The following is a 12,458-nucleotide window of genomic DNA, read 5'->3' on the forward strand; positions in this document are numbered from 1 at the left end:
AGGCGGTGTCCGTGCAGGCCGAGTTCGGGCACGTCGTGTTCCGAGCAGGCTGTGTCAGGGGGTGTCGCCGGCCGACCGGTCTAGCCGCCGTACTCGCGGTCGTCGACGGGCGCGTCGGGCAACTGCGCCTGGAGGGACTCCCGGTAACGGACACAGCCGCGCATGAACCGTGGCCACGGCGGTACCGCCACCTCGGGCTCCAGGCGCTCCGGCAGCAGTCCCCACAACTGCGGATGGTGCCAGCACAGATCGTGGCCCGAGCTGTCCCGGTGCGCTCGGATCCCCCGGCGCAGCTCTCTCACCTCGGCCACGAGTTCGTCGCGGCTCAGCCGGTTCAGATCATCGTCCAGGTCCACAAGGGGCACCCTAGGCACGGGCGGCGGCGGGCGGCGCCGGGCGCACCGCGTCGTCAAGGCCGCATCCCTCTTACGGCGTCCTGCGGGTCCTGCGGGCCTGGGGGTCCTGCACGTCCTGCGGGTCCTAGTGCCGTGACGGCTTCTGCATCGGGGCACGCCACTTGTCCGGCTTGGCCTGGGGATCGAAGGGGGACGGTGCGTCGGCGCCGGCGTTCTCGTCGGCCTTCGGGCCGTGCCCTTCGCCCGCCGGGCCGGCCGGCCGGTCCGCCGGCAGCCGTGCGCAGTACGCCTCGACCTTGTCGGGGCCGCCGGCGACGGCTGCCAGCCGCTCCCGCACGGCGCTCTCCTTGGCGCCGCCGTCGGCCCGTCGCCCGTCGACCTTGCCGTTCGCGTTGCCGCCGCCCGGCTTTCCGTGGTTCCGGCCTGCCGCCTCTGCCGCCTCTGCCGCCTCATAGGCGCGGCAATGGGCGGTCAGGTCCTCGGCGGTGGACGGGTGTTCGTGAACTCCCGGGACGGTGGCGGGCGGGACGGCGGGCACCGTGGCGGGCGGAGTCACGCCGGTGCTCCGCTCCCCCGCGCCGGAGGGGGAGACGCGGGGTACCGGGCGCGGCTTCTCGGCGGGCGGGTCCGCGAACGGGGTCGGGATCGCGCCGGCCGCCATCGCGACGCCACCGAGCATGACGCCGGCGACGATTGCGCCGACACCGGCCCGGATCCACGGGACACGGGTCCGCGTCTCCGCCGGCCGCCAGTCGTCCTCGGGGCGGGTGGGCAGCGCGAGCGCCCCTTCGTCGCGGGCGGCGCGGAACGCCGCCAAGGCGTTCTCCTCGGCATCGGGAGCGACGGGTGCGGGGCGCGCGGCGGCGGCGAGCAACTCGTCGAGCGTCGGCTGCCGCGATTGTGCGGGCAACTGCGGCTGCGGCTGCGGTGAGCGCTGCGGCGGCGCGGCGTGGCCCACGGCATCTCCGGATCGGTTTTCGGTCATCTCGCATCTCCCAGCGAAGGGGAGTCCGAATCTGTCACACCGCCGCGCGGCGGCGACGCCAGGTATCTCTCCAGCCGTCTCAGTCCCCGGTGGGTGGCGGAGCGCACGGCTCCCGGGCGTTTGCCCAGGACCCGTGCGGCGGCCGGCCCGTCGAGTCCGATGACCGTCTGGAGGAGCACCGCCTCCGCCTGCTGCCGGGGCAGTTGAGCGATGAGGGCAAGGGCCTCCTGGGTCGAGACGGTCTCGAACGCCTCTGCCGCCGTGTCCTGCGGGGCAGGGAGTCCGGTGAGCTCGCTCTCGAGGACCGTCCCGCGCGGGCGGCTCCTGATCCGGCGCAGGTGGTCCATGGCGCGGTGGCGGGCGATGGTCGCCGTCCAGGCTCTGAAGCCGGCGCCGTCGCCGCGGAAGCGCCCGAGGTCACGGGCTATTTCAAGCCAGGCGTCGGACGCGACGTCCTCGGCGTCGTCGCCCACGAGGCCGCGCAGATATCCGAGCAGCGGGGGGTGGACGAGTCGATAGGCCGCGGAGAAGGCGGCCTCGTCACCCCGTTGTGCCCGTACCACCGCATCGCCGAGCTCCTTGTCGTGCGTCTCCGCACGCCGGCTGCCCCGCCCCTTGCCCACTCGGTCCTCTTCGTTCCCGCCGGCACGGCGCACCCGTGCCCATGTCCCCCGTAGTGTCAGCGTCGCCGCCCACGGAAACGTCACAGCTCACCGGCCGCTCGGCCGGGGCCGCGGGGAGCTACAGGCCGACAACGGTGACCTCGGTGGCCTTGACGCCCGTCCAGACCGACTCCCCCTCCGCGAGGCCCAGTTCGGCCGCCGCCTGCGGGGTGATCTCCGCGACGAGGTCCGGCGCGTGCGGCGAGGTGACGAGGACGCGGAGCCGGCTGCCCACGGTGGTGATCTCGCGTACGGTGCCGGGCCAGACGTTGCGAGGGCTGCCGCCGGGGCGTTCGCGGTGCACGGACACCGCCTCCGGGGCGATGATCGCGAGGACGTCCGCGCCCGGGGTCAGCGGGTCGGCCACCACGAGCCGTCCGCCGCCGCCGAGTTCGATGCCGCCGGCCACGGCCGTGCCGGGCCAGGCGTTACGGCCGAGCATCCGCGCGACCCACGGCGAACGCGGATGGCGGGTGACTTCAGCGGGCGGCGCGTCCTGGACGGCGCGGCCGTCGTCGAGGACGAGTACCCGGTCGGCCAGCGACACGGCCTCCACCGGGTCGTGGGTGACGATCAGGCAGACGCCGCCGAAGCTGTCGAGATGGCCGCGCAGGGTGTGGCGCACCTGGGCCCGGGTCGTCTGGTCGAGGGCGGCGAGCGGTTCGTCCAGCAGCAGCAGCCGGGGCCGGGCGGCGAGGGCGCGGGCGAGGGCGACGCGCTGGGCCTGGCCGCCGGAGAGCTGCGCGGGTCTGCGGGCGGCGAGATGGCCGACGCCGAGCCGCTCGAGCCACTCCTGTGCGCTGCGGCGGGCCTCCGCACGGGAGATGCCCCGCGAGCGCAGCCCGTACGCGGTGTTGCCGAGGGCGCTCAAATGCGGGAACAGCGCGCCGTCCTGGGGCACCCAGGCCACACCGCGGCGGTGGGGCGGCAGGGCGGACACGTCGGTGTCGCCGAGCCGCAGGGCGGCGTGGGCGCGCGGGGTCAGTCCGAGGAGGGCGCGCAACAGGGTCGTCTTCCCCGCGCCGTTGGGGCCGACGACGGCGATGGTGGTGCCGGGTGCGGCGTCGAGGGTGAGCTCGTCGAAGCCGGTGACCTCCGCGTGCAGCGGCCAGCGTCCGTCCGCCGCCGGTGACCCGGCCCGCGGGGTCGCCGGGGCTCCCGGGGAGAAAGGGCCTGGTTCGTCCGGCTCGGCGACGGCGGCGGGTGCTCGGCGGGCCGCGGCAGGCGGAGCCCCGCCCGTCCATCGGCCGCGCAGGGCGATCAGCACGGCCATGGCGATGACGAGCAGCAGGAGCGAGAGCGACGTCGCCGCGTCCGGTTCTTCCTGGAGCAGCAGATACACCTGCAAGGGAAGCGTCTGCGTGGTGCCCGGCAGATTGCCGGCGAAGGTGATCGTCGCGCCGAACTCGCCGAGCGCGCGGGCCCAGGTCAGTGCCGCTCCGGCGATCAGCCCGGGGGCGACCATCGGCAGGGTGACGGTGAGGAAGACGCGGAGCGGCGAGGCGCCGAGCGAGGCGGCCGTCTCCTCGTAGCCCGGACGCAGACCGCCCAGGGCGCCCTCGAGGCTGATGACGAGGAACGGCATGGCCACGAAGGTCGCGGCGACGACTGCGCCGGAGGTGTGGAACGGCAGTGTGATGCCGAAGGTGTCCTCCAACCACGGCCCCAGCAGTCCACGCCGGCCGAAGGCGAGCAGCAGCGCCACTCCCCCGACGGTGGGCGGCAGCACCATGGGCAGGAGGACGAGCGAGCGGACGAGCGTCTTGCCCGGGAAGTCGGTCCGTGCCAGCACCCAGGCGAGCGGTACACCGAGCAGCAGGGACAGTCCGAGCGCCCAGAAGGAGACGACGAGCGACAGCCGCAGCGCCTCGGTGACGCCGGGGGTGGTCAGATGGCCGCCGATGTCGCTCCAGGCGGTCCGGCCGAGGATGCCGGCCAGGGGCAGCAGCAGGAACACGACGGCGAGCAGCGCGGGCACCGCCAGGACCACGGGTGTACGCGCTCCGAGACCCCCGCCGGGCCGGTCCCGCCTGCCGGGGAGGCGGGACCGGGTCGTGTCGCGTAGGCGCTTCATGGTGCGTCCTGGTGATCGAGCGGAGACGGGACGGGGAGAGCGGCTACGGCTGCTGGAAGCCCGCGTCCCGGAGGATCTTCTGAGCCTCGGGGCCGGTCAGCCAGGTCACGAACGCCTCTGCCGCGTCGGCGTTCTGCGACGACTTCAGCGTCGCGGCCGGGTAGGAGGCGACGGCGTTGTGGCCGTCGGGGATGTCGACGGCGTCGACCCGGTCGGCGGCGACGGCGGCGTCCGTGCGGTAGACGATGCCCGCGTCGGCCTCGCCCATCTCGACCTTGCTGAGCACGGCCCGGACGTTCGGCTCCTCGGACACCGGACGCACGTCGACGTCGCGGCCCTGGAGGATCTGCCTGCTGTAGCGGCCGACGGGGACCTCGGGCGCGGCGAGCACGACCTTGAGCTTGGTCCCGGCGAGGTCCTCGAGCGCACCGATCTTGTGCGGATTGCCCTTGCCGGTGGCGATGACCAGCCGGTTCTTGGCGATGACGACCGGGGAGCCGGTGTCGGCGGCGAGGCCTTCCATGGTCCTGCTGTCGGCGGTGACCAGGGCGTCGGCGGGAGCCCCCTGCCTGACCTGCGCGGCGAGTTCCTGCGAGCCGGCGAAGGAGAAGGCGATCTCCGTGCCGGGGTGCGACTTCTCGTAGGCGTCGCCCGCCGTCTTGAAGACGTCGGTGAGCGAGGACGCGGCGAGCACGGTCAGGCGGGCGGCGGACGGTTCGCCGGAGGCGCTCTTCCCGCTCCCGGCGTCGCCGGTGCCGCAGGCGGCGAGCGGGGCGAGCAGCGCGGCCGTCAGGATCGCGGCCGCGGCGCGGCGTCGGCCAGGAACGGGAGAGCGGCGGCGTCCGCCGGGGGTGGGGAACACGGGACGGGACTCCTCTGTGCTGCGGTGCGCCGCGTCGCGCGGTCGCTCCGACGGCGGACGGGCGCCCGGTTCAGGCGCGGTCGATGTGCACGTTCGTGGACTTCACCCGGGCGGTGGCCTGCATGCCGACCTCCAGTCCGAGTTCCTCGACGGCTTCGCGGGTCAGCAGGGACACGAGCCGGTGCGGCCCGGCCTGGATCTCCACCTGCGCGGCGACGTCACCGAGCTTGACGGCGGTGACGATGCCGGGGAACGCGTTACGCGCCGACGTGTAGGAGGTCTCCTCGTCGCCGACGCCGCCCTGGGCGACCTCGACGGAGAACGCGGCCAGGTCCCGGCCGTCGATGAGACGCCGCCCGCTCTCGTCGCGATGGGTCGCGACCCGTCCGGCGTCGGCCCAGCGCCGCGCCGTGTCGGCGCTGACGCCGAGCAGCCGCGCCGCCTGCCCGATGGTGTAGGACTGCATATGCGCCACGATAGGCGTCCTGAGCTGGCAGGTACAGCCCGTTCGGCCGAATCTCCATCGCAGATGCGTCCCACTTGGGCGATGCCACGGAGAAGCGCGACTCGGTGAGCGGCCCGCCGGGCGCCTACGCCACCGACCCGATCCGCCCGGTGGGCGCGTCGGGGCCGTCGTGGTGGATGGGGGTGTGCGCGCCGGTCAGGGAGACACCGGTGCCGCCGCGGCGGTTCGCCACGATCTCCGCGCCGATGGACAGCGCGGTCTCCTCCGGCGTACAGGCTCCGAGGTCGAGGCCGATCGGTGAGCGCAGCCGGGCGATATCGAGGTCCGAGACGCCGACCTCGCGCAGCCGCCTGTTGCGGTCCTCGTGGGTGCGGCGGGAGCCCATCGCGCCCACGTAGGCGACCGGCAGCCTCAGGGCGAGCTCGAGCAGCGGTACGTCGAACTTGGCGTCGTGGGTCAGTACGCACAGCACCGTACGGCCGTCGACCTCGGTCGACTCCAGGTAGCGGTGCGGCCACTCGACGACGACCTCGTCCGCCTCCTTGAAGCGGCTCGCGGTCGCGAAGACCGGGCGCGCGTCGCAGACGGTGACGTGGTAGCCGAGGAACTTGCCGACGCGCACCAGGGCGGCGGCGAAGTCGACGGCACCGAAGACGATCATCCTCGGCGCGGGGACGCTCGACTCGACGAGGAGCGTCAGCGGCCTGCCGCAGCGGGAGCCGTCCTCGCCGATCACGACGGTGCCGGTGCGGCCGGCGTCCAGCATCGCCCCGGCCTCGCGGGCCGCCGTGCGGTCCAGTTCACGATGGCCGCCCAGGGTGCCGTCGTAGGTGCCGTCGGGCCGTACGAGCAGGGCACGGCCCGCGAGGTCGGCGGGCCCGTCCGTGATCCGCGCGACCGCCGCCGCCTCCCCTCGGGCCGCGGTGGCCAGCGCGGCCGCGAACACCTCCCTGGTGGGCGCGTCCGCGTGGACCGGAGTGACGAGGATGTCGATGACGCCGCCGCAGGTCAGGCCGACCGCGAAGGCGTCCTCGTCGCTGTAGCCGAACTGCTCGAGGACGCTTTCGCCGTCCTCGAGGGCCTGCCGGCACAGCTCGTACACGGCGCCCTCCACGCACCCTCCGGAGACCGAGCCGATCGCCGTGCCCTCGCTGTCGACGGCGAGGGCGGCGCCCGGCTGCCTGGGCGCGCTGCCGCCGACGGCCACGACGGTGGCGACGGCGAAACTGCGGCCCTGCTCGACCCACCGGTGCAGCTCTTCGGCGATGTCCAGCATGTCGGTCTCCTTCGGGTGTTCTGCGGTGGCGGGCGGTTACTTGACTCCGAGCCAGCCCTCGATGGGGTGCAGCGCGAAATAGGCGAGGAAGACGACGGCCAGGACCCACATCAGCCAGCCCACCTCGCGTGCCCGGCCCTGGACGGCCTTGATCAGCACATGGGCGATGACTCCGGCCGCGATGCCCGCGGTGATGGAGTACGTGAACGGCATCAGCACCGTGGTGAGGAAGACCGGGATCGAGGTCGCGGAGTCGTTCCAGTCGATGTGCTTGGCGTTGGTCATCATCATCGAGCCGATGACGACGAGCGCGGCGGCCGCGACCTGGGTGGGGATGACCTGGGCGAGCGGCGTGAAGAACAGGCACAGCGTGAACGCGAGACCGGTGACGACGCTGGCGAGGCCGGTGCGCGCGCCGTCGCCGACGCCGGCGGTCGACTCGACGAAGACGGTCTGGCCGGAGGCGCCCGCGACTCCGCCGATCGCGCCGCCCGCGCCGTCGATGGCCAGGGCCCGGTTGAGGCCCGGCATCTTGCCCTTGTCGTCGGCGAGGCCGGCCTGCTGGCCGATGCCGATGATGGTTCCCATGGCGTCGAAGAAGCCGGCCAGCACCAGGGTGAAGACGATGACGCCGACGGTGATGCCGCCGACGCTGCCCATGCCGTCGAAGGAGACGGCGCCGAACAGCCCGAAGTCGGGGCTGGAGACGATGGAGCCGGTGATCTCGGGTGCGTTGAGGCCGCCCCAGTCGGCCTTGTCGAGGCCGGCGAACTGGTGGACGGCGGCGGCGAACAGCGTGCCGCCGATGATGCCGATGAGGATGGCGCCGGGGACCTTGCGGACCTGGAGCATGAAGATCAGCAGCACGGTGACGGCGAAGCAGAGAACGGGCCAGCCGGTCAGCATGTCGCTGGTACCGAGCTGGATCGGCTTGGCGCCGGCGATGCCTCCGTCGCCGGGCATGGAGGTCACGAACCCCGCCTGGACCAGGCCGATGAGACAGACGAACAGGCCGATCCCCATGGTGATGGCGTGCTTGAGCGCCAGCGGGATCGCGTTCATGATCAGTTCACGGAGACCGGTGACGACGAGCAGGATGATCACGGCGCCGTAGATGACGCACATGCCCATCGCGTTTTCCCAGGTCATCTCGGGCGCGACCTGGAAGGCCATGACGGCGGAGACGCTGAGTCCCGCGGCCAGGGCGAGCGGCACATTGCCTATGAGGCCCATCACGATGGTGGTCGCCGCGGCGGCGAAGGCGGTGGCGGTGGTCAGCTGATCACCGTCGAGCCTGTTGCCGGCCGCGTCGGGCACCGACAGGATCACCGGGTTGAGCAGGATGATGTACGCCATCGCCATGAAGGTGGTGATGCCGCCACGCACCTCCCTGCCGACGGTCGAGCCTCTCTTGGTGATGTGGAAATACCGGTCGAGCCAGGACCGTCCGGCGGGCTGGCGCGTTCCCGCGCCGGCGTCCTCCGCCGTGGTCCGGGGCTCGGTGGACTGCTGGGTCATGGTGCCTACTCCCAAGGTTCACAGGGGCACCCGCCGTGGAGAGTGGTGATGGCGGGATTTGGGATGGTGCTTGGCTGCACGACCCGGGGGACGGCCCGAGACGAACTCGCTCTTCGGGGTACTGCGGTGCTGCTGCGGCCGCGAGCGGTGCGGCACTTGTTCTCCCCGGGCGGCGCGGGCCTGCGGGGAACCGGCTGGTTCCTTGGAGGCATGGCCCGCACCGCCCGGAGAAGTGGGGAGAGGATCAGGTGCCGGTGAGGTGCTCGGGGCGCACCGGCGTCCTGTCCAGTTCCAGGCCCGTCGCGTTCCGGATCGCCGCGAGGACGGCCGGGGTGGACGACAGGGTGGGGGCCTCACCGATACCACGCAGCCCGTACGGGGCGTTGTCGTCGGCGAGTTCGAGCACGTCGACCGGGATGGTCGGCGTGTCGAGGATGGTGGGGATCAGATAGTCCGTGAAGGACGGGTTCCTGACCTTCGCGGTCTTCGGGTCGACGATGATCTCCTCCATGACCGCGACGCCCAGGCCCTGGGTGGTGCCACCCTGGATCTGGCCGATGACGGACAGCGGGTTGAGGGCCTTGCCGACGTCCTGGGCGCAGGCCAGCTCGATCACCTTCACCAGACCGAGCTCGGTGTCCACCTCGACCACCGCGCGGTGCGCGGCGAAGGAGTACTGGACGTGGCCGTTGCCCTGCCCGGTGCGCAGGTCGAACGCCTCGGTGGGGCGGTGGCGCCACTCGGCCTCGATCTCGACGGCCTCGTCCTCCAGCAGGTCCACCAGGTCGGCCAGTACCTCGCCGCCGTCGGTGACGACCTTGCCGCTCTCGAGCAGCAGCTCGGCGGTGGCCCAGGCCGGGTGGTAGCTGCCGAACTTGCGGCGGCCGATCTCGAGGACCTTCTCGCGGACGAGCTCGCAGGAGTTCTTCACGGCGCCGCCGGTGACGTAGGTCTGGCGGGAGGCGGACGTGGAGCCCGCGGAGCCGACCTGCGTGTCGGCGGGGCTGATCGTGACCTGCGAGACGCCGAGCTCGGTGCGGGCGATCTGGGCGTGCACGGTGACACCGCCCTGGCCGACCTCCGCCATCGCGGTGTGCACGGTGGCGACGGGCTCGCCGGCGATGACCTCCATGCGCACCTTGGCGGTGGAGTAGTCGTCGAAGCCCTCGGAGAAGCCGACGTTCTTGATGCCGACCGCGTAGCCGACGCCCCGTACGACGCCCTCACCGTGCGTGGTGTTGGACAGGCCGCCGGGGAGCGCGCGGACGTCCGATCCCTCGGTGGTCTCCCACTGGCGCTCGGGCGGCAGCGGGCGGGCCTTGACGCGGCGCAGCAGTTCCGCGACCGGGGCGGGCGAGTCGACCGGCTGGCCGGTCGGCAGCAGCGTGCCCTGCTCCATGGCGTTGAGCTGCCGGAACTCGACAGGGTCCATGTCGAGGGCCTTCGCCAGCTTGTCCATCTGCGCCTCGTAGGCGAAGCACGCCTGGACCGCGCCGAAGCCGCGCATGGCGCCGCACGGTGGGTTGTTCGTGTAGAGGGCGATCGCCTCGATGTCGACGTCGTCGATGACGTACGGGCCGACGGAGAGCGAGGAGGCGTTGCCGACGACGGCCGGCGAGGCGGAGGCGTAGGCGCCGCCGTCCAGCACGATCCGGCACTTCATGTGCGTGATCTTGCCGTCGCGGGTGGCGCCGTGCTCGTACCAGAGCTTCGCCGGGTGGCGGTGGACGTGCCCGAAGAAGGACTCGAACCGGTTGTAGACGATCTTGACTGGCTTGCCGGTGCGCAGGGCCAGCAGGCAGGCGTGGATCTGCATCGACAGGTCCTCGCGGCCGCCGAACGCGCCTCCGACGCCGGAGAGCGTCATCCGGACCTTGTCCTCGGGCAGGCCGAGGACCGGGGCGATCTGCCGCAGGTCGGAGTGGAGCCACTGGGTCGCGACGTACAGGTCCACGCCGCCGTCCTCGGCCGGCACGGCGAGACCGGACTCGGGTCCGAGGAACGCCTGGTCCTGCATGCCGAAGGTGTACTCGCCGGAGACGATGACGTCGGCGCGCTCGGCTGCCTCGTCGGCGTCGCCGCGCACGATCGGCTGGCGGTGCACGATGTTCGGGTGCGGCACATGGCCGGCGTGGTGGTCGTCGCGGCCGGGGTGCAGCAGCGGCGCGTCCGGCGCGGTCGCGGAGGCCTCGTCGGTGACGACGGGCAGCTCCTTGTACTCGACCTTGATCTTGGCGGCGGCGCGGCGCGCGGTCTCCGGGTGGTCGGCGGCCACGATGGCCACGGGCTCGCCGTGGTGGCGTACGACGCCATTGGCGAGGACCGGGGTGTCCTGGATCTCCAGACCGTAGTTCTTCACGTCGGTCGGCAGGTCGTCGTAGGTGAGGACCGCGTAGACGCCGGCCTGGGCGAGCGCCTCCGAGGTGTCGATGGAGACGATCTCGGCGTGCGCGACCGTGGAGCGCAGGATCTGGCCCCAGAGCATGTCCTCGTGCCACATGTCGGAGGAGTACGCGAACTCGCCGGTGACCTTGAGGGTGCCGTCGGGCCGGAGCGTGGACTCGCCGATGCCGCCCTTGGTCTTCTGGGTGAGGTTCGTGGGTGTGCCGGTGGTGGCCATCGTCAGACCGTCGCTTCCTGGTTTCCCTGACGGGCGGCCGCGAGGCGCACAGCGTCGAGGATCTTCTCGTAACCGGTGCAGCGGCAGAGGTTGCCGGAGAGGGCTTCGCGGATGTCCTCGTCGGTCGGCGACGGGTTGTGCTCCAGCATCTCGTCGGCGGCGACGAGCAGGCCGGGGGTGCAGAAGCCGCACTGCACGGCGCCGGCGTCGATGAACGCCTGCTGGATCGGGGCGAGCTCGGTGCCCTCGCCGGTGTGCGAGTCGGTTCCCTTGGCGCTCCACTGCTGGGCGTCCTGGAGGCTGGTGCCACAGGCACCCGTGCCACAGGCACCCTGCTCGCGCTGCTTGGTGTAGTCCGCCAGGCCCTCGACGGTGACGACCTCGCGGCCCTCGACCTGGCCGGCGGCGACCAGGCAGGAGCAGACGGGAACGCCGTCGAGTCTGACCGTGCAGGAACCGCACTCTCCCTGCTCACAGGCGTTCTTCGAGCCGGGGAGGCCGAGGCGCTCACGCAGGACGTAGAGCAGGCTCTCGCCCTCCCAGACGTCGTCCGCTTCCTGCCGGCGTCCGTTGACGGTGAAATTGACGCGCATCGTTATGCAGCTCCTTCAAGCGTGCGGGCGGTGCCGCGGTACTGCTCCCAGGTCCAGCCGAGCGTGCGGCGGGCCATGATGCCGACCGCGTGACGGCGGTACTTCGCCGTGCCGCGCACGTCGTCGATCGGGTTGCAGGCCCCGGAGGCGAGCTCCGCGAACTGCTTGGCGATCGACGGGGTGATGATGTTCCCGCTCTCCCAGAATCCGCCCTCTTCGAGCGCGGCGTTCAGGAAGTCCTCCGCGGCCCGGGCTCGGACCGGGGTGGGGGCCGCGGACCCGATACCGGTACGCACGGTGCGGGTCTCGGGGTGCAGGGCGAGACCGAAGGCGCAGACAGCGATCACCATGGCGTTGCGGGTACCCACCTTGGAGTACTGCTGCGGGCCGTCGGCCTTCTTGATGTGGACGGCGCGGATGAGCTCGTCGGGGGCGAGCGCGTTGCGCTTGACGCCGGTGTAGAACTCGTCGATCGGGATCAGACGGGAGCCGCGTACGGACTCCACCTCGACCTCGGCACCGGCGGCGAGCAGCGCCGGGTGGGCGTCGCCGGCCGGGGACGCGGTGCCGAGGTTGCCTCCGACACCGCCGCGGTTGCGGATCTGCGGGGACGCGACCGTGTGGGACGCCAGCGCGAGCCCGGGCAGCTCCGCGCGCAGGTTCTCCATGATCGCGGTGTACGGGACGGAGGCACCCAGCCGGACACTCTCGCCGCCGACCTCCCACTCGGTCAGCTCACCGATGCGGTTCAGGTCGAGGAGGTACTCCGGCCGGCGGTGGTCGAAGTTGATCTCGACCATCACATCGGTGCCACCCGCGATGGGGACAGCCGTGGGGTGCTCGGCCTTGGCGGCGAGCGCCTCCTCCCAGCTGGCAGGGCGAAGGAAGTCCATGGGTGGCTCTCTTCTTCTCAATCGGGGTGGTTCGTCGCAGTGGGCCCGGGACGGCCGGCCCTCGACTTGTCATATGCCGTCGTTCATCTGCTGTTCACGTGGTGTGGTCCAGTACACAAGGCCGGATCCGGGCGGTGCAGTCACCGAAACCAT

At 72.2% G+C, this 12,458-nt stretch carries 11 protein-coding genes; all 11 read right to left on the bottom strand.

The window, feature by feature from the left end:
- Positions 1-80 precede the first annotated feature (80 nt).
- Positions 81-356 carry a hypothetical protein gene (locus tag ACIPJI_RS19865; protein ID WP_402247657.1) on the bottom strand — a complete coding sequence of 92 codons (276 nt, stop codon included), beginning with the start codon at positions 354-356 and terminating at the stop codon, positions 81-83.
- Positions 357-480: 124 nt separating this feature from the next.
- Positions 481-1,341, bottom strand: coding sequence for a hypothetical protein (locus ACIPJI_RS19870; protein WP_402247659.1), 861 nt, complete (start codon positions 1,339-1,341; stop codon positions 481-483).
- Positions 1,338-1,964, bottom strand: a complete 627-nt coding sequence (locus ACIPJI_RS19875) for an RNA polymerase sigma factor (RefSeq protein WP_189474887.1) — start codon at positions 1,962-1,964, stop codon at positions 1,338-1,340. The genes ACIPJI_RS19870 and ACIPJI_RS19875 overlap by 4 nt, the downstream gene beginning before the upstream one ends.
- 118 nt (positions 1,965-2,082) lie before the next feature.
- A complete protein-coding gene (locus tag ACIPJI_RS19880) occupies positions 2,083-4,077 on the bottom strand; it encodes an ABC transporter permease (protein ID WP_402247661.1) in 1,995 nt (664 codons plus the stop codon).
- Between the two features lie 43 nt (positions 4,078-4,120).
- Complete coding sequence (modA, locus tag ACIPJI_RS19885) at positions 4,121-4,939, bottom strand: molybdate ABC transporter substrate-binding protein (RefSeq protein WP_402247663.1); 819 nt, start codon at positions 4,937-4,939, stop codon at positions 4,121-4,123.
- Positions 4,940-5,009: 70 nt separating this feature from the next.
- Positions 5,010-5,405, bottom strand: coding sequence for a molybdopterin-binding protein (locus ACIPJI_RS19890; RefSeq protein ID WP_307709037.1), 396 nt, complete (start codon positions 5,403-5,405; stop codon positions 5,010-5,012).
- A 124-nt stretch (positions 5,406-5,529) separates the two neighbouring features.
- Complete coding sequence (locus tag ACIPJI_RS19895) at positions 5,530-6,681, bottom strand: XdhC family protein (RefSeq protein ID WP_402247665.1); 1,152 nt, start codon at positions 6,679-6,681, stop codon at positions 5,530-5,532.
- A gap of 36 nt (positions 6,682-6,717) precedes the next feature.
- On the bottom strand, positions 6,718-8,199 hold the full coding sequence (locus tag ACIPJI_RS19900; protein ID WP_307709035.1) for an NCS2 family permease: 1,482 nt from the start codon (positions 8,197-8,199) through the stop codon (positions 6,718-6,720).
- 244 nt (positions 8,200-8,443) lie between these two features.
- Positions 8,444-10,819 carry a xanthine dehydrogenase subunit D gene (gene pucD, locus ACIPJI_RS19905; RefSeq protein ID WP_402247667.1) on the bottom strand — a complete coding sequence of 792 codons (2,376 nt, stop codon included), beginning with the start codon at positions 10,817-10,819 and terminating at the stop codon, positions 8,444-8,446.
- A gap of 2 nt (positions 10,820-10,821) precedes the next feature.
- The gene (locus tag ACIPJI_RS19910) at positions 10,822-11,412 is read right to left on the bottom strand and encodes a (2Fe-2S)-binding protein (RefSeq protein ID WP_402247669.1); all 591 of its coding nucleotides are present in this window, start codon (positions 11,410-11,412) and stop codon (positions 10,822-10,824) included.
- Positions 11,413-11,414: 2 nt separating this feature from the next.
- A complete protein-coding gene (locus tag ACIPJI_RS19915) occupies positions 11,415-12,305 on the bottom strand; it encodes a xanthine dehydrogenase family protein subunit M (protein ID WP_356624892.1) in 891 nt (296 codons plus the stop codon).
- Positions 12,306-12,458: the final 153 nt, after the last annotated feature.

The sequence above is a fragment of the Streptomyces sp. NPDC086835 genome (assembly GCF_044745705.1).
Classification (GTDB): Bacteria; Actinomycetota; Actinomycetes; order Streptomycetales; family Streptomycetaceae; genus Streptomyces.

Bases quoted from the DNA above. Each gene is read 5' to 3' on its own strand.
- ACIPJI_RS19870 (WP_402247659.1), bottom strand. From the start codon at position 1,341: ATGACCGAAAACCGATCCGGAGATGCCGTGGGCCACGCCGCGCCGCCG.
- ACIPJI_RS19880 (WP_402247661.1), bottom strand. From the start codon at position 4,077: ATGAAGCGCCTACGCGACACGACCCGGTCCCGCCTCCCCGGCAGGCGG.
- ACIPJI_RS19890 (WP_307709037.1), bottom strand. From the start codon at position 5,405: ATGCAGTCCTACACCATCGGGCAGGCGGCGCGGCTGCTCGGCGTCAGC.
- ACIPJI_RS19895 (WP_402247665.1), bottom strand. From the start codon at position 6,681: ATGCTGGACATCGCCGAAGAGCTGCACCGGTGGGTCGAGCAGGGCCGC.
- ACIPJI_RS19900 (WP_307709035.1), bottom strand. From the start codon at position 8,199: ATGACCCAGCAGTCCACCGAGCCCCGGACCACGGCGGAGGACGCCGGC.
- pucD (WP_402247667.1), bottom strand. From the start codon at position 10,819: ATGGCCACCACCGGCACACCCACGAACCTCACCCAGAAGACCAAGGGC.
- ACIPJI_RS19910 (WP_402247669.1), bottom strand. From the start codon at position 11,412: ATGCGCGTCAATTTCACCGTCAACGGACGCCGGCAGGAAGCGGACGAC.
- ACIPJI_RS19915 (WP_356624892.1), bottom strand. From the start codon at position 12,305: ATGGACTTCCTTCGCCCTGCCAGCTGGGAGGAGGCGCTCGCCGCCAAG.